Genomic DNA, 20,045 nt, shown 5'->3' on the forward strand with positions numbered 1-20,045 from the left:
TTCGCTCTGTGCGTTTTGTGGACAGAGGAGACGACCCGCGCCCCATCCATCGTGAGCCTTCGCACGTTCCTGTTCGGCAGACGCCTGCGCTCGGACGAGCAAGAGGAGCAGAAGATCGGCCCGCTGCGCGGGGTGCCCGTGCTGGGGCTCGACGCGCTCGCCTCGGCCTCGTACGGCCCCGAGGCCGCCCTCACCGTGCTCCTGGCGCTCGGCGCGCTCGCCCCGCGCTACATCGGGCCGCTCAGCGCCGTCGTCATCGGCCTGCTCGTCATCGTCTACCTCTCGTACCGGCAGACGATCGCGGCGTACCCGGACGGCGGCGGCTCGTACGCCGTGGCGTCGCGGAACCTGGGCGCCAGGCCGGGGCTCCTGGCGGCCAGCGCGCTCGCCGTCGACTACGTGCTGAACGTGGCGGTGGCGATCTCCGCCGGGGTGGGCGCCATCATCTCGGCGTTCCCGCCGCTGCAGCCGTACACGCTCCCCCTCTGCCTGGGCCTGCTCACGCTCATCACCATCGTCAACCTGCGCGGGGTGCGCGAGGCCGGGCTCCTGTTCATGCTCCCCACCTACCTCTTCGTCGCCACGCTGGGCGTCACCATCGCCGTGGGGGTGGCGAAGACGCTGGCGGCGGGCGGCCGCCCCGAGCCGGTGACGCCGCCCCCGCCGCTGGCCCCCGCCGCCGCGGCCGCCGGCCTCTGGCTCCTCCTGCACGCCTTCGCCAGCGGGTGCACGGCGATGACGGGGGTGGAGGCGGTGAGCAACGGGGTGCCGATCTTCCGCGAGCCGCGCGCGGTGAACGCCCGGCGCACGCTGACGGCGATCATCGCCATCCTGGCCCTGCTCCTGGCGGGGATCGCCTTCCTGTCGAACGCCTACGGGATCGGGGCCACGCGCCCGGGGACGGCGGGGTACCAGAGCGTGCTCTCGCAGGTGGTGGGGGCGGTGATGGGGCGCGGCGCCTTCTACTACGTGACCCTGGCCTCGGTGGTGGGGGTGCTGGCGCTCTCGGCCAACACCAGCTTCGCGGGGTTCCCGCGGCTCTGCCGGGTGCTGGCGCTCGACGAGTACCTCCCGGCCGAGTTCGCCCACCTGGGGCGCCGCCTGGTGTACTCGCAGGGGATCGTGATCCTGGCCGTGCTGGCCGGCGCGCTCCTGGTGGCCTTCGGCGGAGTGACCGACCGCCTGATCCCCCTCTTCGCGGTGGGCGCCTTCCTGGCGTTCACGCTCTCGCAGGCGGGGATGGTGGCGCACTGGCGGCGCGAGGGCGGGCCCCACGCCCGGCGCTCGTCGTTCGTGAACGCCGTCGGCGCAGCGGCCACGGCGGCCACGCTGGTGGTGGTGGTGGTGGCCAAGTTCACCGAAGGGGCGTGGCTGGCCGTGCTGGTGGTGCCGGCGTGCCTGTACCTGTTCCTGCGCATCCGGCGCCACCACGAGGCCGTCGACCGCGAGGTGGAGGTGGACGGGCCGCTGCAGCTGGACGAGCCGCCGCCGCCGGTGATCGTGGTCCCGCTCAAGCGGCTCGACCGGGTGGGGCGCAAGGCGCTCCGGCTGGCGGCGTCGATGTCGCCCGACGTGCACGTGGTGCACGTGCTCACGCAGGAGCCCAACATGGACCCGCTGCGGGCGCAGTGGAGGGACTACGTCGAGCGCCCGTTCCGCGAGGCGGGGTTCTCGCCGCCGAAGCTGGTGGAGATGCCGTCGGCGTACCGGGAGTTCTTCGACCCCCTGCTGCGCTACGTGCGCACGCTGGCGCGCGAGAACCCGGGCCGCTACGTGGGGGTCTTCGTCCCCGAGCTGGTGGAGCGCCGCTGGTACCACTTCCTCCTGCGCAGCCACCGGGCCACCCTGCTCAAGGGGATGCTCCTGTTCCGGGGCGGGCCGCGGGTGGTGGTGATCAACACCCCCTGGTACCTGCGCGAGCCGGAGCCGAACGGCGATTCCCCCTCCTGAGCGCCGGACGCCACCGTTCCTGGTCGACGCTCGCCGCGGCCGGCATTCGGCTCGCATCTTGCACGCCGCGGCACGCCGAAACAGTTGGAGCGGGCCCGCGGTCCGGCGGGCCCGTCACGACTGCTTTCCAGGACCCGGTTTCCTCGGCACCCGACCGCGGGGGACGATCCTCCACGGCGGTTCGCTTTTCGGATGAACCGTGATCTGCCGACGCACGACTCCGGCCCGGCCGGGAGCGTGCGAGAGGTGTTCGGCTCCCGGCCGATGGAGGTGGTCGAGGCGCGCGCCAGCCTCGTCCTGCCGGGCCGTGACGCCACCGCCGCCGGAGACGTGGTCCGGCTGCACGACGTCGTGATCGTGCCGCGCGGGCCGCGGGGCGTCGCCGAGCGCCTGCGCGGCATCATGCTCCCACGTCCGGAAGGTGGAAGCCCGGCCGGGTAGAAAGCCGGAACTCTCCGGCGCGCGCGGTCTGCGCGGTCTTTGTGGGCCCCCCTCGCCTGCGGGCAGGGCGGGCCGTCCACGCATGCGGAGACGACGTGAACCTCCCGCCCTCCATCCCGATTTCCAGCGTGGTGGCCGCGCCGCCCGGCGTGCTGCTCGAGACGGTGCTGGCGGTGCTCCCCGCGGCGGTGAGCGTGCTGCGGGGGCCGGAGCACCACATCGAGTACGTGAACCCGCTCGCGCAGCGGCTCGCGGGCGACCGCTCCGTGCTGGGGCGCGCCACCCGGGAGGCGTACCCCGAGCTCCAGGGCCAGGGCCTCCTCGAGCGGCTCGACCACGTCTACGCCACCGGCGAGCCCTACCACGCGAGCGACTCGCGGATCCTGTTCGACCGCGACGGCGACGGCGAGCCCGAGGAGGGGTTCTTCAGCCTCACCTACCAGCCCCTGCTCGCCGCGGACGGGAGCGTGTCCGGCATCGTCACCCTGGCCGTCGAGGTGACCGACCTGGTCCGGATGCGCGAGCAGCTCGAGGCCGCCCGCGTCGAGGCCGAGGCGCAGGCCGAGCAGATCTCCGGGATGGCCACGCAGCTCGAAGAGCAGGCGGCGGAGCTGGAGCAGCAGCTCGCCGAGGCGCAGGCCGGCGCCGAGGAGCTGGAGGAGGCGAACCAGGAGCTCGCAGCCGCCAACCTCGCCGCGGCGGCCGCCCGGGAGGAGGAGGCCGAGCTGGTGGAGATCCTCCACCGCATCGGGGCGTCGCTGACCGCCGAGTTCGACCTGGAGCGCATCGTCCAGAGCGCCACCGACGCGGCCACGCGGCTGGTCGACGCGCAGTTCGGCGCGTTCTTCTACAACGTCCTGGACGAATCCGGCGAGTCCTACACGCTCTACACGCTCTCGGGCGTGCCGCGCGAGGCGTTCGCCGGCTTCCCCATGCCGCGCAACACCGCGGTGTTCTCCCCCACCTTCCACGGGGAGGGCGTGGTGCGCAGCGACGACATCACACGGGACCCGCGCTACGGGAAGAACGCCCCGTACCACGGCATGCCGCGGGGGCACCTGCCGGTGAAGAGCTACCTGGCCGTGCCGGTGGTGTCGCGCGGGGGCGAGGTGCTGGGAGGCCTCTTCTTCGGCCACTCCGACCCCGGCGTGTTCACCGAGCGCAGCGAGCGGATCGCCGTGGGGATCGCCGGGTGGGCGGCGGTGGCCATCGACAACGCGCGCCTGCACGAGGGAGAGCGGCGGGCGGGCGCGGCCGCCGCGCGCGCCGCCGACCTGGCGCGCCGCCTCCTGGTGATCACCGAGCTGCTGAACCGGGCCGTCACGCCCGAGGAGGTGGCCCGGGTGGTGGTGGACGAGGCGACGGACGCGGTCGGCGCCGACGCGGGCTCGCTCGCCCTGCTGAGCTCCGACGGCGACCGGTTCCGCACGGCGGCCATGCGGGGGTACCCCGATTCGCTCTCCGCCCGCTTCGCCGAGTACCCGCTGCAGGGCGGCCGGCCGATGTCCGACGCGGTCCTGGCCGGCCAGCCGGTCACCCTGCGCTCGTACGCCGACTGGCAGGCGCGGTATCCGGAGATGGCGGAGGCGTTCCGCGAATCGGGGTACGAGGCCTTCGCGGCCATCCCCGTCCTGATCGAGGGAAAGGCGGCGGGCGCCCTCGGCTTCAGCTACCACGACGTGCGCGGCTTCGACGAGACCGACGCCACCTTCCTGCGCACGGTCGCCGGCCACTGCGCCACGGCGCTGGAGCGGGCCCGGCTGTACGAGGCCGAGCGGGGGCTGCGCGCCGAGGCCGAGGCGGCGAACCTGGCCAAGAGCCAGTTCCTGGCCAGCATGAGCCACGAGCTCCGCACGCCGCTCAACGCCATCGGCGGGTACGCGGACCTGATGGAGATGGGGGTGCGCGGGCCGGTCACCGAGGAACAGCGCGGCGACCTGGAGCGCATCAAGCGGGCGCAGCAGCACCTGCTGGGGCTCATCAACGACGTGCTGAACTTCGCCAAGCTGGAGGCCGGCCGGGTGGAGTTCGACATCCGGAGGGTCGCCGTCGACGACGTGCTGATCAACGTGGAGGCCCTCACCGCGCCCCAGCTCCAGGCGAAGGGGCTCGCCTACGCGCGGACCGAGCCGTGCGCGCTCACCTTCGCCCGCGCCGACCCGGAGAAGCTCGAGCAGATCCTGCTGAACCTGCTCGCGAACGCGATCAAGTTCACCGGGCCGGGCGGGAGCGTGGCCGTGGAGTGCGTGGACGAGGGCGAACGGGTGCGGATCGCCGTCACCGACACCGGCCCCGGCATCGCTCCCGAGCGGCAGTCCGACATCTTCGAGCCGTTCGTGCAGGTGGACGCCGACCTGGCGCGCGCCCGCCAGGGGACCGGGCTGGGGCTCGCCATCAGCCGCGAGCTGGCGCGCGCCATGGGCGGGGAGCTCGCCGTGGAGAGCCGCGTGGGCGAGGGGAGCACGTTCATCCTCACCATCCCGGGCGCGTAAGCCCGCCCGGAGGCGGCCCGGGCGGCGGCGCCTCCGCCGGGGTGCACGACGGCCGTGCCCCCGGGGACCCGCGTCCCGGGCCGAGGGAGAAGTCCGTGGAGAAGACGATCCTCCTGGTGGAGGACAACGACGACAACCGCGCGATCTACCGCACGATCCTCACGTACGGCGGCTTCCGCGTGATCGAGGCGGTCGACGGGGAGGAGGGGATCGAGCGCGCCCGGCGCGACCAGCCGGCGCTGATCCTGATGGACATCTCGATCCCCAAGATCGACGGCTGGACGGCCACGCGCGCGCTGAAGCTCGACGCGTCCACGACGCACATCCCCATCGTGGCGCTCACGGCCCACGCGTCGCCCGGCGACCGCGCGCGCGCCATGGAGGTGGGGTGCGCGAGCTACCTGGCGAAGCCGGTCGAGCCCCGCCGCGTTCTCGAAGAGGTCCGCCGGCTGCTGGAGCCGGGGCCGCCGCCGGAGCGCGGCCGCGGCGCCGGCGGTTGACGACCGGCCCCCGCGGATGCAGCATCTCCTCCGTCTCCGGGCGCGCCGGGGCGTCGACCCGCTCCGGGCCGGCACGGCGTCCGGCAGGTTCGCGCAGGACCATCCCCCGCCCTTTTCACAGGTGACCGATGTGCGCGTGGCAGGGTGACGATCCGTTCCGCATCCACTGGCCGGAGAGCGACGAGGCGGCGCGCGAGGCCGCCGGCTTCGCCGAGGGCGCGCAGCGCGCCGGCGGCGCGCCGGAAGGCGCCGGGCTCTACCAGCTGCTGGTGGAGAGCGTCCAGGACTACGCGATCTTCGCGCTCGACGCCGAGGGCAACATCCTGAGCTGGAACGCCGGGGCGAAGCGGCTGAAGGGGTACACCCGCGAGGAGATCGTGGGCCGGCACTTCTCGACCTTCTACCCGCCCGAGGACCTAGCCGCGGGGAAGCCCGCCTGGGAGCTGGAGGTGGCCGCGCGCGAGGGGCGCCTGGAAGACGAGGGGTGGCGCGTGCGCAAGGACGGCACGCTCTTCTGGGCCAACGTGGTGATCACCGCGCTGCACGACGCGTCGGGGGCCCTGGTCGGCTTCGCCAAGGTCACCCGCGACCTGACGGACCGCCGCCGGGCCGAGGAGCAGCTGCGCCAGAGCGAGGAGCGCTTCCGGCTGCTGGTGCACAGCGTGAAGGACTACGCCATCTTCTCGCTGGACCCCGACGGCTACGTGACCAGCTGGAACGAGGGGGCGCAGCGCATCAAGCAGTACACGGAGCGGGAGATCGTGGGCCGCCACTTCTCCCTGTTCTACCCTCCCGAAGACCGCGGCAAGCCGCCGCGGCTGCTGAAGGAGGCGGAGCGGGAGGGGCGGGTGGAGGACGAGGGGTGGCGCGTCCGCAAGGACGGCGAGCGCTTCTGGGCCGACGTGGTGATCACCGCGCTGCGCGACGCGCGCGGGGAGCTGGTGGGCTTCGCGAAGGTCACGCGCGACCTGACGGACCGCCGCGCGGCCGAGGTGCGGGCGCTGGAGGCGGCGCGCCGCGCGGCCGAGGCCGAGGCCGCCAACCTGGCCAAGAGCCAGTTCCTGGCGGCGATGAGCCACGAGCTGCGCACCCCGCTGAACGCCATCGGCGGCTACGTCGACCTGCTGGAGATGGGGATCGGCGGCCCGGTGACCGAGGTGCAGCAGGACTACCTGGCCAAGATCCAGCGCAGCCAGCGGCACCTGCTCAGCATCATCAACGACCTGCTGAACTTCAGCCGGATCGAGGCGGGGCAGATCGTCTACGAGCGTGCGCGCGTCCCGCTGCGGCAGTGCGTCGAGGTGATCGTGTCGATGCTCGAGCAGCAGGCCGCCGAGAGGGGGATCGAGTTCGCGCTGCGCTCCTGTCCCGAGGGGCTCGCCGCCGTGGGCGACGGCGCGAAGATCGACCAGGTCGTGCTGAACCTCTGCTCCAACGCGCTCAAGTTCACCCCCGCCGGCGGGCGCGTCGAGGTCGTCTGCGAGGGGCGCGGCGACCGGGTGGCGGTGCTGGTGCGCGACACCGGGGTGGGGATCCCTCCCGACCAGACCGAGCGCATCTTCGAGCCGTTCGTGCAGCTCGGCCGCGACCTCACCAGCCCGCAGGAGGGGACCGGGCTGGGGCTCGCGATCAGCCGCGACCTCGCGCGCGGGATGGGGGGCGACCTGACGGTGAAGAGCGAGGTCGGGAAGGGCTCCACCTTCACCCTCACGCTCCCGGCGGCCGCGGGCGAGGAGGGAACCGGCTCCGCGTGACCCGCCGCCGGACGCGCCGCGAAGTTTGTCTCGCCCGCCACCTCTTTGTCCCGCGACAGGAACCGGGCGGCCGGCGGCCGCGTCGAACGGGGAGCGCGCACTACGACGGTGCGCCGCCCACCCCGGCCGGAGACGACCCCATGAGACGCATCGCCATCGTCATCGCCCTGTTCGCCACCGCCGCGTGCGGCGCCGCGCCCACCGCCCCGGACCCGTCCGCCCGCTTCGACGGCATAGGCTCTCTGGGCGGCGGCGGCCGCACGGAGGACAGCGGCGGCGGCGCGCTGGGGAGCGGCACGGAGTCGGACGACGACGGAGGAGTTATCGGCAGCGGGACGGCTGCGGACGACGGCGGCGGCACGATCGGCAGCGGTACGGAGTCGGACGGCGGCGGGACGATCGGCAGCGGCACCACCGAGGACGGCAGGGGAGTGATCGGCAGCGGGACCTGACGGCGATCGATCCAACCCCGGAGCCCCGTCCGCACCGCGCGGGCGGGGCTCCGCGCGTCTGGAGAGCAATGCCAGATCCGATAAACAACGGGTGGATGGAGCGAGCGGGCATCCGTGTCGCTACCGCGCCCAACCCACCTGCCAGGGTGAGAAGATTCTTCGGCCCTGCGGTCATTCGTGCGGATGCCAGTGCCGGGTGACCGGGCCTCGGAATGACAGCGCGTATCGATGATCGTCCAGATCTGGTTCGAGGTGTTCGTAGTTGAAGCCTCGCGGGGGTTGGCGAGGCTTTCCGTCGTTCCAGCCGCGGGTTCACCCGCATTGGCTCACCCACACCTGCACACCCGACATCGCCGTCCCACGAATCGCGAAGCCGCCTCCGCGCGCAGCGCACCCCCGGTCCGGCGCACCCCGTATGTCGTACTCCGTACTTTCGTACTCACGCACTTCCGCACTCACGCACCCGCGCACTTCGTCTGGCGTCCCACTCCGCCGGTCCTGATATTGCGGCTGGCCCCGGCCGACACCCGAACCGAACGCCCATGCTGAACGCTTTCCGGAAGTTCCTGCGCCCGACGCTCCGGCAGCAGCTCGAGGACGGGGTGCGCGAGGCGCTCCGCCGCTACGCCGACCGGCGCACGGCGCCCGACCTCAGGGTCTACGTCTCCACCGACCTGGTGCCCCCCGGGATGAGCCAGGCCATGTTCGCCCGCGACGAGGCCGACCACCTGCGGCGCTTCACCGCGCAGTGGGCGCAGGACAACGGCATCGCCCGCGCGGGGCTGCGCGTGGAGGTGGTCCTGCTGGACACCAAGCGCGAGTTCGCCTTCGTGAAGCCGCTGGGGCTGGACGAGCCGCCGCCCCCCGCGCCCGCGGTGGGGCCCGTCCCCGGCGGCGAGCGCGCCCTGGTCCCCGAGCCGCAGCGCGCCGCCTTCGCCCAGCCGCAGCCCGGGTACGCACAGCCCGGGTACGGGCCCGGCGCCGCGCCCGGGCGCGGGGCGCTCCTGGAGGTGGTCTCCAGCGAGGTGTGGCGCGACCCCGTGCGCGTGGACGGCGAGGTCGTGGTCGGCCGCAAGCCCGAGCCGGGGGTGCTGGCGCTCGGCGACCGCTACATGTCGGGGCGGCACGCGCGCTTCCGCGCGGCCGGCGGGCGGCTCTACGTGACCGACCTGGACTCGAAGAACCGCACCTTCCTCAACGAGCAGCCGATCCCTCCCCACCAGGAGGTGGCGGTGAGCCCCGGCGACACCGTGCGCATGGGGAACACCGTGCTGCGCTTCGCCCGCTTCGACTAGCGCCGTGGCCGACACGCTGCTGAACTGGGTCCTGCGCGGGCTCTTCCTCCTCTTCGGGGTGGGAGCCGTGCTCGCGCTCTTCCGCTGGATGGCCGTGGCCGTCCGCGAGCGCCGCGAGAAGTGGGCGAAGCGCATCGCCGCGATCATGATCATGCTGGGGGTGGTCTACGCCCTGGGCCACGCGCGGCTGCTGCTGAACCGCGAGCAGATCGAGGCCGGGCGGATGCGCTACGCGAAGTACGGCGACCCGCGCCTGGCCGAGCTCAACCGCGCCGAGCTGCGCGGATGGATGCTGGACTGCACCGGCGAGGACGCCAACGCGCTGGCCCGCTACGGCGTGCGCGACGGCGAGGTCTCGCGCGTGTACCCGCTGGGCGAGGGGGGCGCCAACTTCATCGGCGGGGGGACGGGGGCCGAGAACCGCGACTACACCATCGAGCGCCTCTTCACGAAGCATCTCCGCCGGCCGAACAACCTGGCCGAGCAGGGCGAGCTGCACCCCGAGGGGACCGACCTCGGGCTCACCCTCTGCATCGGCCCCACCCGCGCGGCGTGGGAGCTCCTGCAGGCCACGGGGCGGCCCGGCGTGGTCATCGTGCAGGACGTGCGCAACGGGGCGCTCGTCGCCTACGCGGCCACGGGGCGGGCCGAGGACGCGCCGTACGGGATCAAGCGTTACGCGCTGCCGGGCTCGGTCTTCAAGCTGGCGCTCTCGGCGCTCTGGTGGGACAGCGGGCAGCCCGACGAGCGCTGGGCCTGCCCGCCCTTCATCCAGGTGGGGAGCCGGCCGATCCGCAACTTCGAGAGCCACGAGTACGCCTCGCTCTCCGTGCCGCACGGGATGCTGGTGGTCAGCTGCAACACGCAGTCGATCATGATGGCGTTCGAGCTGCGCCGCCGGCTGGGGATGGACGCCGTGCGCGACGGCTTCCGCCGCTTCGGCTTCGAGCCGTACTCGGGCGAGAACCCCGAGGCGCGCGAAGACTTCTGGAACACGGCCAACCAGCGCTGGACGCAGCGCATGACGCCGCCGCCCGCGCGGGTGCGGCTGCGCGAGCGCTACAACGCCTTCGAGTACGCGCAGACGGCGATCGGCCAGGGGCCGGTGGACGTCACCCCCATCGCCGTCTCCCGCTTCCTGCAGGCGATCGGCAACGGCGGGGTGATGCTCCCGGTGACCTTCGAGCAGGACCGCCTGGACGACCTCCCCGAGGGGCAGCGGATCATGCAGGCCGAGACCACGGTGAAGCTGCAGCGGGCGATGCTGGCGGTGGTCGACAGCGGCACCGCCATCCGCGCCGTCCCGATCCTGCAGGGGAGCGGGTGGGACATGGGGGGGAAGACGGGCACCGCCGACGTGGTGCGCGGGCACGTCCCCGACGGCTGGTTCGCGGGGCTCATGTACGGGCCCGACGGGCGGGCGCGCTACACGGTGGTGGTCTACGTGGAGAACGGCGGGCAGGGCGGCCGCGTGGCCGCGCCGATCGCGGGGGAGATGACGCGCTACATGGCCCGGTACACCGCCCCGCGCGCCGAGGAGCGGCAGCGCGTGGCGGCCCGGGCAGAGGGGAGGCGCTGATGGCGCTGCGCGACCGGCTGCGCTTCGGGCGCAGGAGCCGCCCCGCGGGCCCCATGGGCGTGGCGATCCGGGTGAAGCCGTACAACGTCCCCGAGGCGGAGAAGACGGGGCGGGCGCTGCCGGGCTTCATCTGGTGGGGGCTGCTGCTGGCGGCGGTGTTCTACGCGCTGGCGCACTTCTCCATCATCGTGGGCGTCTGGCCGGTGCACGGCACCTCGCCCGGCGCGGGGGGCACGCTCTTCCGCGACGCCCTGGCGCTGCTGGCCTGGCTGGTCGTCCTCTTCTCGCTCAAGCGGCTGGGCTACCGGGGGGCGTGGGGGATCGTGGTCCTCCCGGTGCTCATCTTCTGCCTGTCGCGGCCGGCGCAGTTCCAGGCGTTCACCGACCCGTCGTACCAGGCGCGGGGGAAGGCGCGCTCGGAGGCCAACGACCTCAAGGCCACCCGCTCGCGCCTGTCCACCATCGACCGCGCGTACGACCGGGAGCGGCAGCAGACCGTCTATCAGGGCCCGCCGCCGCCGCTCCCCGACCCGTTCGAGCAGGCGGTGAAGCGCGAGACGCGCGGCTTCGTCGCCAAGAGCACGACGTACCTCCCCGTGTTCATCGCGCCGCTCCTGGTGCTGGCCGGGTTCCTGGTGACCCGCAACCGCTGGGTGCTGCGCTGGCTGCGCGACCGGCGGATCTGGATCTTCGCCCCCGCGCTGGTCGTCTTCTTCGCCCTGGCCATGCTCCCCCAGGCGCGCGCCACGGGGAAGGTGGGCGGGACCACGCCGTGGGAGCTGCTGCTCCCCATCTTCGTGGGCGTGTGGGCCGCGTTCCTGGCCGACGACGCGTACAACCTGGCGAGGCTGGGCGGGGTGCTGGACCGCCGACGGCTCCTCCTGCTCTTCCTGTACGGGGCGCTCCCGATCGTCCCCTTCCTGATCATCCACGAGCTGGGGCTCACGCTGGTGCTGGCCCTCTCGCTGGCGGCGATGCTGCTGGTCGGCACGCGGCGCGGCTGGTGGGGGGCGGCGCTGATGATCGTCTGGCTGGGGATGATCGCGGTGGTGTTCAACCTGGACGACCGCTCGAAGACGCGCGCGGGGCTCGCCTACGACCCCTACCGCGACGTCTCGCAGCTGGCGCCCGAGCAGGCGCAGCGCTGGGCCGACAAGGTGCACCAGATCAAGCTGTTCGACGCCAACGTGCTGGCGGGCGGCCTGCTGGGCGAGGGGCCCGGCCGCGGCCACGGCGAGACGGCCCCCAACGCGGCCGACGACGGCTTCTTCACCCTGATGGCGGCGCAGTGGGGGTGGGCGGGGACGGTGACGCTGGTGCTGGTCTACACCTACTTCCTGGTGGAACTGCTCAGCGCGGCGCTGCGCGAGCGGGGGGCGTTCGAGCGCACGCTGGTGACCGGGCTGGCGATGCTGATCGGGGTGCCGTTCTGGCTGGCGGCGCTGGGCGACGTGCGGGTGATCCCGCTGACGGGCGTGGCGGCGGCGTTCGCGGCGCACGGCGGGGCCAAGCTGCTGGCCTCGGCGTTCGCGGTGGGGGTGATCGCGGGGATCAGCCACCGGCGCGCGCAGGAGGAGCGCATGGAGAGCGCGCTCGCCCCGCCGCCGGAGGAGACGGGGGCGGAGGGGGTGCGGATCGTATGAGCACGCAGTCGCCGGGGCCGGTCCGCGCGTACGGGCTGGTGTTCGACGTGGCGGGGGCGAGCGGGCAGGGCCCGCGCCCCGAGAACCAGGACGCCTTCACCGTCGAGGCCTTCCCCGCCACGGGGATGCTGGCGGTGGCCGACGGGATGGGCGGGCAGCGCGCCGGGCGGATGGCGGCCGACACGGCGCTCCAGGCGGTGCTGCGGGTGGGGCGCATCCAGTCGCTCGACGCGGCCCGCTACGCCGTGCGCGCGGCCGACGAGGCGGTGGCGCACGCGGCCGGCGCCGAGCCGCAGGACCGCCAGGGAATGGGGTGCGCCCTGGCGGTGATGGCGCTCTCGGCCGACCGCGGGGGCGACCTGGGGTGGATCGCGGCCAACGTGGGCGACGTGCGCATCATCTCGCGCTCGCCCGACGGGGTGGTGCGGCTGGAGACGCGCGACCACACCCCGGCGTACGCGCGCTGGGAGGCGGGCGAGATCGCCTTCGACGAGATCCCCGACTCGCCGGGCGCCAACCGGCTGCAGCGCGCGGTGGGCCACGGCGGCGAGGCGGACACCACCTGGATCCCCGTGAAGGCCGGGTGGAGCTACGTGCTGCACTCCGACGGGGTGACCAAGGCGGTCCGCATCGACGAGATCGGCGAGTTCCTGGCGCTGGGGAGCGCGGCGGCGGCCTGCGACGCCATCGTGCGCAAGGTGGAGGAGCGCGGCCCCGACGACAACTACACGGTGGTGGCCGTGCGCGTCCTTCCCGACGACGGGACGATGACGCAGGAGTCGCCCACGCTCGCCTCGCCCGGCGCGTACGCTCCTCCGTCGACGTCGAGCGACGCGACGCTGGACCGGCCCCGCGGACCCTTCAACCCGCCCGACGACGTGATGCATCCTCGCCGCTCCCGCCTGGGGGGCCTCGCGACCGCGCTGGCCCTGCTGGCGCTCCTGCTGGCGGCCTTCGCGCTGTGGACCGCCCTGCAGGCGCGCGGCCGGGCCGCGGAAGTTGCCACGCTCAGGCAGTCGGTGGACTCGCTGCGCGCGCGGATGCCGCCCGACACCGCGGGCCGCCTGCCGGCCAGCGCCGACAGCGCGGGCGCCATCGTTCCCATGCCGCCGCCGGCGCCGGTCCCGCCCGCCGCCGTGCCGCCGCCCGCGCCGGCCGCGCCGAAGGGGCGGCAGCCGTGAGTAGTGCTTAGTCCTTAGTGCTTAGTGTTTTAGTCCTCAGTGCCTGGTCACCGGACGGAGATCTGCGCACCTGGCACTAAGGACTAAGGACTAAGGACTAAGGACTAAGGACCAAGGACCAAGGACCAAGGACCAAGGACTTGGGAACCGTCAGAACTCCTGAGCACCGACCCTGTGGATGCGATGAGCGAGCTGAGCCCGAGAACCCCCGAGAGCGCCGTCGACGAGCCGCTGCTCGACACCTTCCTGCGCGAGGCGGTCCCCGAGATCAAGCTGGCGCTGGGCGACTACATCGACCGCGACAACCTGCGCGCGATCCCCGACCGCTACGCCAAGCTGCTGCCGGAGAGCGTGCTGGTGGTGAGCCTGCGCCCCGACGTGGCCGAGGCGATCCGCCCGATCGCGGCGGAGCTGGAGGAGGAGCTGACCGACTCGGTGATGCGCCACGGGTCGCTCTACGACCGCGAGTACCGGGTGAAGCTCCGGGTGGCGAGCGCGCCGGGCGCCCCGCTCTTCCGCGTGTCGGTGCGCAAGGCCAACGAGCCCGAGCCGGAGCCCTTCCCCCCGCCGCCGCCGCCCGAGGCCGAGCGGCCGTCCACGCCGACGCCGTCTCCTGCACCGCCCGCCCGCCCGGCCGAGCCGGTGCGCGTGGAGGCGGGGAGCGCGACGGTGATCGCCCCCCGCCCCGCCCCGGTGCGGGTGTCCGAGCCGTCGATGGACCCCGACGCGACGCGGCTGGACGGCCTGGCGCCGCCGACCCCGCGCTACGACGGGGAGCGCTGGGCGCTGGCGGTGGAGGACGAGGAGGGGGCGGAGAAGGAGCGCTTCCCGATCCCCACCCCCATGACCACGGTGGGGCGGATGACGGAGAACCCCGCCATGCGCAGCGACGTGGCGATCACCGACGCGCCGCACGTGAGCCGGCGGCAGCTGGCGCTGGTGTGGGCGCCGCGGGGGGAGCGCCCGGGGTTCACCGTTTACAACGTGGGCCTCAACCCGCTGCACGTGGGCGACCGCGAGGTCCCCGGCGCCAACCGCGGCAAGGGCGAGCTGAAGCTGGAGGACCTGGTGCTCGACCACACCGAGTGGGTGGGCCCCGGCGTCCCCATGCGCATCGGCGAGCACGGGCCGGTATTGCGCATCGTGGACACGCGCGGGGACGGGGGCGGGGAGGAGGGGGAGGAGGGGGACGCCGGGAAGGAAGACGCGGTGGCGGTGGACCCCGACGCGACCCGGCTGGGGTAACACACCCCTCGCGCGCGGGGATCGGGCGCGGACAGCGGGCATCGGCGCGGCCGCGGGCGGCCCTCACCTGCCGCCTTGGAGCGGCAACCCTCTCCCCACTTCGGAGAGGGTGGACATGACGGGGATGGGCGCGGATCGGCGGGATCTTCCGTAGGGCGAGGCCTGCCTCGCCCGTGCAGTCGCATGAGGGATGCGCGCCCGGAGGGCCGGGACACGGGCGCGCCGTGGGGTTTGGCGCGACCGGGGCCCGGCGCCGTTGGGCAGCGTTGTTTGCTGCCCTACGGCGCGCGCAGCCCGGCCCCGCGCCAGCGGGGACATGCCCAAACTGCAGTGGAAGTGCGAAGCGCGAAGTGCGAAGTGCTGAGTGCGAAGTGCGAGGTAGTTCGGCGGAGTCCCGAAGACGAGAGGCGACCGGGCTGAGATGGCGGGAATCGAAGCGCTGTTGAGGGGGCGGGTGCTGGTCGAGCGCTACCGCATCGAGGAGGTGATCGGGCGGGGCGGGATGGGCGCCGTGTACCGTGCCACCGACGAGCGGCTGGGGCGCCCCGTGGCCGTGAAGGTGATCACCGCGGCCACGGCGGGCGACCCGGAGCTGCGCGAGCGGGTGCGCGCCCGCTTCCGCCACGAGGCCGCGGCCGCCGCCCGCCTCCCGCACCACCCCAACGTGGTCCCCGTCTACGACTACGGCACCGACCCCGAGCTGGGGCTGGACTTCATCGTGATGGAGCTGCTGCGCGGCGAAGACCTGGCCACGCGGCTGCAGAAGCACGGCCCGCCCCCGCTGGCCACGTCGCTGCGCATCCTGCGCGAGGCGGCGCGCGGGGTGGCGGTGGGGCACCGCCTGGGGGTGATCCACCGCGACGTGAAGCCCGGCAACGTGTTCCTGGTGGAGGGGCACGACGGCGACGAGATGCAGGTGCGGGTGCTGGACTTCGGCATCGCCAAGGTGATGGCCGACGAGGACACGCAGACGGCGCTCACCCAGGACGGCCGCGCCCCGCTCTCGCCCGCCTACGCCTCGCCCGAGCAGCTGGCCGGCGAGGCGCGGCTCACCCCGGCCTCGGACGTGTTCAGCCTGGGGGCGCTGGGCTTCCAGCTCCTCACCGGCGAGAAGCCGTTCACCGAGGCCGACCGCAACCGCATGGCGGTGGGCGTGGCGGTGCCCGTGCCGTCGCTGCGCGCCCGCAACCCCGCGGTGCCGGCCGAGGTGGAGGCGGTGGTCCGCCGCGCGCTGGCGCCGGACCCGGCGGAGCGCTTCCCGCACGCGGGCGCCTTCGCCGACGCCGTCGACGCGGTGCTGCGCCCGGTGGAGCGCTCGGCGGTGGCCGCGGCCGTGCCGCCGGTGGCCGGCGCGGTGGTGACCGGCGACGCGGACGACGACCGCACGGCGCTGGCGGGCGACGACGGCGGGACGATGCTGGCGCCGCCGCCGGGGCCGGGGCGCGGGGCGGGGCCGCCGCCGCCGGCGGGACCGCCGCGCCCGACGCCGGTGATCCCGCCGCCCCGGCGCAGGCTGGAGCCGGAGCGGCGCGGGGTGCCGGTGCTGGTGTGGGTGCTGCTGGCGCTGGTGCTGGGAGCGGCGGGCGTCCTGGCGTACCAGAACGTGAACGGCCGCGGCGGCCCGCGCGAGGACCCGCTGGCGGGGCTGCCCGACAGCGCCTCGAAGGACACGCTGGTCTCGGGCGACACGCTGACCCCCGAGGACGCGCCGCGGGTGGACCGCCAGGCGATGCAGCTGCTGCAGGCGGGCGACGCGCCGGCGGCGGCCGACCTCTTCCGGCAGGCGGTGGAGCTGGACCCCGACCGGGTGATGTACCGCGACCACCTGGCCTTCGCGCTGATCCGCATGGGGCGCCACGGCGAGGCGGCGCAGCTGCTGGAGGAGGCGATCCGCATCGACAACACCTACGACCTCCTCTACAGCCACCTGGCCGACGCGCGCCTGGCCATGGGCGACACGGCGGGGGCGGTGCCGGCGCTGGAGCGCTTCGTCCAGGTGACGGTGAACCAGGCCGACCGGCAGGCGGCGGAGCGGCGCCTGGCCGCCATCCGCGCGGCGATGCAGCGGCCGGCGTTCACCGACACCATCCTGATCGGGCCGCCTCCTCCGCCGCCTCCCCCGCCGCCCGACTCCTTCCCGGAGCCGAGGGACTCGATCCGCATCCCCTGATGCCGGAGCACGTGGTCGCGCTGAAGGGGGGCGGCCGGGTGGAGCTGGCGGCCTACGGGGTGGCCGACGCGGAGCACCAGGTGGAGAAGGAGCTCCGCGCGGCGTGGCCGGAGGCGCGGGTCGAGGTGCTGGACGTCTCGCGCGCGGGCGCGGCGGGGCGCATCGTGGAGGAGTTCGCGGTGCGCTACCGCGTGCGCGGCACCCTCGCCGTCGATGCCGAGAGCCCGGCCGAAGCCCGCCGGGCGGCGCTCCGCGAGCTGCGCGCCCGCTTCGCCGGCACCCGCCACGCGCGCATCGAGTGGGACCGCGAGTGATCTGGCGGTAAACAAAAAAGAAAACTGCTGGCCTCACACGGAGACACAGAGAAACAGAGAAACTGCGGTTTGGAAGTTCTCTGTGCCTCTGTGTCTCTGTGTGAGACCCGCTGTTCCGGGTCCCTCGACTTCGCCGCAATCCGCGGAAAAGCTTGCAGGACGACGCACCGCGTTCAGGGTGCGAGGGACGCGCGGCGGAGGGAGAAGCTTGGCGTGGCCGGGGATCTTCGTTATCGTAAACGGGTGCACGATTTTCGCTTGTGCTCCCGGCCCCGGCTCGGCTGGACGAATCCTGAGCCTCTGAAACCCGCAGCATGAAGGACCTGATGCGCCACACCCGCTGGGCCCTGGCGGCCCTCCTGGCGGCCGCCGCGGCCGCGCCCCTGGCAGCGCAGCAGCAGGTGGTTGCGGTGGCCGACACCACCACCCGCCCCGGTTCCGGCGCCCCGGTGGACAACCGCCCCCGCGGCCTGGTCACGCGCGAGGAGCTGATCACCGACCGCCTGCGCCGGCTGGGGATCCCCAACCCCGATCCCGCGCCCACCAGCCCCAAGACGCGCGCCGACAGCCTGGAGTGGAACCGGCACCGCCGCGCGGCCGACCGCATCACCGGGCGCAAGATCCTCGTGTCGATCTACGAGCGGCGCCTGTGGCTGATCGACGAGGACGGCGACACGCTGATCAACACCCCCGTGGGCGTGGGGATGGGCGTGGCGCGCAAGGGGAACAACAGCTACGACTTCTCCACGCCGCGCGGGCCCCGCCGGGTGCTGGGCAAGGAGGAGAACCCGTTCTGGGTGCCGCCCGACTGGCACTACTGGGGGATGGCGCGCCGCGTCCGGCCGTTCCCGGCGGGCGGGGTGGAGCTCGCCGAAGGCGGCCGCGTGGTGCGCCGCGGCGACACGCTCGGCATCCTCAAGGACGGCGCCTTCGAGCCCCTGCCGCGCGAGCACCCGCTGATGTGGGACGGGATCATGTACATCCCGCCCTTCGGCACCATCCAGCGGCAGATCCCCGAGGTGCTGGGCAAGTTCAAGCTCGACACCGGCGAGGGGATCCTGATCCACGGCACCAACGACCCGCTCGCCATCGGCTTCCCCGCCACGCACGGCTGCATCCGCGTGGCCGACGAGCCGCTGGAGGAGCTGTACGGCCTGGTCGAGGTCGGCACCCCGGTCTACATCTACTGAGCGCGCGCCGACTTCGCGACGTGAGGCGCCCCGGCGGCCGCATCGGCCGCCGGGGCGTTCTCATATCGTGAAATTGGCCTTGGTGTCATCCCGAAGGCGCCGGCGCACCTGACCTCGCGTGCACCGAAGCCAGGCGGCGCCTGAGGGATCTACTCGACGCTGCTGGTGGCCGGCCATGTCGCGCGAAACCTTCCCGCCAGAAGTTCTGCGCGAAGTAGCAATCTTCCGCTATGGTCGAGTAGATTCCTCGTCGTTCCTCCTCGGAATGACATCATCGGGTGGAAGCGATATGTACGGGGGCTGTGGATTCGATCTTCCACGGAGCTGAGGAGAAGATTGAGCGATGATCGTACCGGTGAAGCCGCTGCACGAGATCACCCGCCAGGCCATTCACGTCCTCTCCCGTGAGATGGGCGTGGCGAACACGATGCGCTTCCTGAACCAGTTCGTCACCGGCTCCGGAAACTACACGGAAGAGCGCGAATCCCTCTTCCGCGGCGTCGGGCTGGACGAGATGCTCGCCGAAATGCGCCGGGGCTCGAATCCCGAGCACGGAACCTGACGACGGGCCGGTCGGCTCACAAATCGAAAGCGCCCCGGCGGCCGCATCGGCCGCCGGGGCGCTGTTTCTCTCCCCTGATCGGTTCACCGCGTCGACATCACAGCAGCTTGGAGAGCGCGACGGCCGCGCCGATGATCCCGCCGGCTACCGCGCTGAGGAGCCCGCCAACGATCTGTGCGCCGAGGGTGCGGAGGAAGGCGGGGAGCGGGCGCATCTGGAAGAAGCCGGAGGCGGCCCAGGCGTAGTAGCCCAGCGTGATCAGGCACTGGACGACGATGCCCGGGACCACCTGGCCCGCGGCGAAGAGCGGCGTCACCAGCAGCAGGCTCATCAGGCTCTGCTGGGCGTAGACGTACAGGTTGAAGATCAGGTGCTCGGCGTAGTTGAGCCGCGCCCGGCGGAAGACCAGCCACGACGCCACCGCCAGGAACGGCAGGCCCACCAGCATCATCACGTTCAGGTGGCCCACCATCCAGGAGCCCATCGGGTTCTTCGCCAGTTCGGCGGACGGGTCGGTGCCCGGCTTCAGGGCCGCCATCATCGCGTCGAGCGCCCCCATCTGCACGTAGACGAGCACCACCAGCGTCACCACGATCAGCAGGTACTTCACCGGGTTGGTGTAGCGCACGGTCCGCCCGGCCACGTAGTCGCGGACCACCCGCCCCGGGTCGCGCAGCAGCGACCACGCGGTGAAGAGCAGCCCCTTGTTCAGGTCCAGGGCGTCGGTCACCAGGTGCTGCAGGATGTTGGGGAAGGTGAAGCGGCCCATCGCCTTCTGCCCGCATGCCTGGCAGTACGCGCCCGTGAGCATGGCGCCGCAGCTCACGCACTCGGCGGCGAGTGGAACGGCCTGCCGCGGGCTCTCCTGCACGAGCGAGGCGGCCGGGTCGGCGGAGACCGGGATCTGGAGCGCGGGGGTCTGGCTCATGGGTCGGCACCGCGGGGAAACTCGGGATGACGTGGGGAGGAGCGTAAGTCTATATACCACCGCCGGCTGGCGTCAACGGGAGAGGGGCGGGAGCGCGGTGGGACGACGAATGCAGACGAGGAGGATGCGAAGGGAATGCGGCGGCGGAATGCGGGTGAACCCGCGGCTGGAACGACGGGAAGCCCGCCTGCGCGGGGCTGCGAGGCGGGCTTCGTCGCGTCAGGGTGGCATCCGCGTGCGGCGGGGGCGGTCGAGGCATGCCTCGCCCCTACGGTTCATCGGCGGCGTGCGAGCGAATCACTTTCGCACTTTCGCACTTTCGCACTTTCGCACTTTCGCACTTTCGCAC

The 20,045-nt window shown here is 73.2% G+C and carries 16 protein-coding genes; 15 read left to right on the forward strand and 1 reads right to left on the reverse strand.

The genetic code is table 11. The annotated features are described in order from the left end of the window. The first annotated feature begins 51 nt into the window (after positions 1-51). The 15 genes from VF746_19425 (at position 52) to VF746_19495 (ending at position 18,768) form a co-directional block, all read left to right on the forward strand. Positions 52-1,950: an APC family permease gene (locus VF746_19425; GenBank protein HEX8694604.1), complete on the forward strand. Its 1,899-nt coding sequence runs from the start codon at positions 52-54 to the stop codon at positions 1,948-1,950. Positions 1,951-2,142: 192 nt separating this feature from the next. Then, a complete protein-coding gene (locus VF746_19430) occupies positions 2,143-2,391 on the forward strand; it encodes a hypothetical protein (protein HEX8694605.1) in 249 nt (82 codons plus the stop codon). A 95-nt stretch (positions 2,392-2,486) separates the two neighbouring features. Then, positions 2,487-4,883 (forward strand): GAF domain-containing protein, encoded by a 2,397-nt coding sequence (locus VF746_19435; protein HEX8694606.1) that lies wholly within the window; start codon positions 2,487-2,489, stop codon positions 4,881-4,883. A 95-nt stretch (positions 4,884-4,978) separates the two neighbouring features. After that, positions 4,979-5,383, forward strand: a complete 405-nt coding sequence (locus VF746_19440; GenBank protein HEX8694607.1) for a response regulator — start codon at positions 4,979-4,981, stop codon at positions 5,381-5,383. 128 nt (positions 5,384-5,511) lie between these two features. Continuing rightward, positions 5,512-7,137, forward strand: a complete 1,626-nt coding sequence (locus VF746_19445) for a PAS domain-containing sensor histidine kinase (GenBank protein ID HEX8694608.1) — start codon at positions 5,512-5,514, stop codon at positions 7,135-7,137. Between the two features lie 140 nt (positions 7,138-7,277). Further along, positions 7,278-7,589: a hypothetical protein gene (locus VF746_19450; GenBank protein ID HEX8694609.1), complete on the forward strand. Its 312-nt coding sequence runs from the start codon at positions 7,278-7,280 to the stop codon at positions 7,587-7,589. A gap of 542 nt (positions 7,590-8,131) precedes the next feature. Further along, on the forward strand, positions 8,132-8,884 hold the full coding sequence (locus VF746_19455) for an FHA domain-containing protein (protein ID HEX8694610.1): 753 nt from the start codon (positions 8,132-8,134) through the stop codon (positions 8,882-8,884). 4 nt (positions 8,885-8,888) lie between these two features. Continuing rightward, complete coding sequence (locus tag VF746_19460) at positions 8,889-10,463, forward strand: penicillin-binding transpeptidase domain-containing protein (GenBank protein HEX8694611.1); 1,575 nt, start codon at positions 8,889-8,891, stop codon at positions 10,461-10,463. Further along, positions 10,463-12,106, forward strand: coding sequence for an FtsW/RodA/SpoVE family cell cycle protein (locus VF746_19465; GenBank protein HEX8694612.1), 1,644 nt, complete (start codon positions 10,463-10,465; stop codon positions 12,104-12,106). Before VF746_19460 ends, VF746_19465 begins: the two co-directional genes overlap by 1 nt. Beyond that, positions 12,103-13,287: a protein phosphatase 2C domain-containing protein gene (locus VF746_19470; protein ID HEX8694613.1), complete on the forward strand. Its 1,185-nt coding sequence runs from the start codon at positions 12,103-12,105 to the stop codon at positions 13,285-13,287. Before VF746_19465 ends, VF746_19470 begins: the two co-directional genes overlap by 4 nt. A gap of 183 nt (positions 13,288-13,470) precedes the next feature. Continuing rightward, entirely contained in the window at positions 13,471-14,532 is a 1,062-nt protein-coding gene (locus tag VF746_19475; GenBank protein HEX8694614.1) for a hypothetical protein, read from the forward strand. Positions 14,533-14,953: 421 nt separating this feature from the next. Beyond that, entirely contained in the window at positions 14,954-16,702 is a 1,749-nt protein-coding gene (locus tag VF746_19480; GenBank protein HEX8694615.1) for a protein kinase, read from the forward strand. Then, on the forward strand, positions 16,702-17,016 hold the full coding sequence (locus tag VF746_19485; GenBank protein ID HEX8694616.1) for a hypothetical protein: 315 nt from the start codon (positions 16,702-16,704) through the stop codon (positions 17,014-17,016). The genes VF746_19480 and VF746_19485 overlap by 1 nt, the downstream gene beginning before the upstream one ends. A 314-nt stretch (positions 17,017-17,330) precedes the next feature. After that, the gene (locus tag VF746_19490; GenBank protein HEX8694617.1) at positions 17,331-18,206 is read left to right on the forward strand and encodes a L,D-transpeptidase; all 876 of its coding nucleotides are present in this window, start codon (positions 17,331-17,333) and stop codon (positions 18,204-18,206) included. Positions 18,207-18,549: 343 nt separating this feature from the next. Beyond that, a complete protein-coding gene (locus VF746_19495) occupies positions 18,550-18,768 on the forward strand; it encodes a hypothetical protein (GenBank protein HEX8694618.1) in 219 nt (72 codons plus the stop codon). A 97-nt stretch (positions 18,769-18,865) separates the two neighbouring features. Here the strand turns inward: VF746_19495 and VF746_19500 are convergent, their stop codons facing one another. Further along, positions 18,866-19,696, reverse strand: a complete 831-nt coding sequence (locus VF746_19500) for a DUF3667 domain-containing protein (protein HEX8694619.1) — start codon at positions 19,694-19,696, stop codon at positions 18,866-18,868. Positions 19,697-20,045 lie beyond the last annotated feature (349 nt).

This window comes from Longimicrobium sp. (assembly GCA_036389795.1).
Lineage (GTDB): Bacteria > Gemmatimonadota > Gemmatimonadetes > Longimicrobiales > Longimicrobiaceae > Longimicrobium.

What these genes read in the sequence shown, in the direction of transcription:
- VF746_19430 (HEX8694605.1), top strand. Translation starts at nt 2,143, where the DNA reads ATGAACCGTGATCTGCCGACGCACGACTCCGGCCCGGCCGGGAGCGTG.
- VF746_19445 (HEX8694608.1), top strand. Translation starts at nt 5,512, where the DNA reads ATGTGCGCGTGGCAGGGTGACGATCCGTTCCGCATCCACTGGCCGGAG.
- VF746_19450 (HEX8694609.1), top strand. Translation starts at nt 7,278, where the DNA reads ATGAGACGCATCGCCATCGTCATCGCCCTGTTCGCCACCGCCGCGTGC.
- VF746_19455 (HEX8694610.1), top strand. Translation starts at nt 8,132, where the DNA reads ATGCTGAACGCTTTCCGGAAGTTCCTGCGCCCGACGCTCCGGCAGCAG.
- VF746_19465 (HEX8694612.1), top strand. Translation starts at nt 10,463, where the DNA reads ATGGCGCTGCGCGACCGGCTGCGCTTCGGGCGCAGGAGCCGCCCCGCG.
- VF746_19470 (HEX8694613.1), top strand. Translation starts at nt 12,103, where the DNA reads ATGAGCACGCAGTCGCCGGGGCCGGTCCGCGCGTACGGGCTGGTGTTC.
- VF746_19475 (HEX8694614.1), top strand. Translation starts at nt 13,471, where the DNA reads ATGAGCGAGCTGAGCCCGAGAACCCCCGAGAGCGCCGTCGACGAGCCG.
- VF746_19480 (HEX8694615.1), top strand. Translation starts at nt 14,954, where the DNA reads ATGGCGGGAATCGAAGCGCTGTTGAGGGGGCGGGTGCTGGTCGAGCGC.
- VF746_19485 (HEX8694616.1), top strand. Translation starts at nt 16,702, where the DNA reads ATGCCGGAGCACGTGGTCGCGCTGAAGGGGGGCGGCCGGGTGGAGCTG.
- VF746_19490 (HEX8694617.1), top strand. Translation starts at nt 17,331, where the DNA reads ATGAAGGACCTGATGCGCCACACCCGCTGGGCCCTGGCGGCCCTCCTG.
- VF746_19495 (HEX8694618.1), top strand. Translation starts at nt 18,550, where the DNA reads ATGATCGTACCGGTGAAGCCGCTGCACGAGATCACCCGCCAGGCCATT.
- VF746_19500 (HEX8694619.1), bottom strand. Translation starts at nt 19,696, where the DNA reads ATGAGCCAGACCCCCGCGCTCCAGATCCCGGTCTCCGCCGACCCGGCC.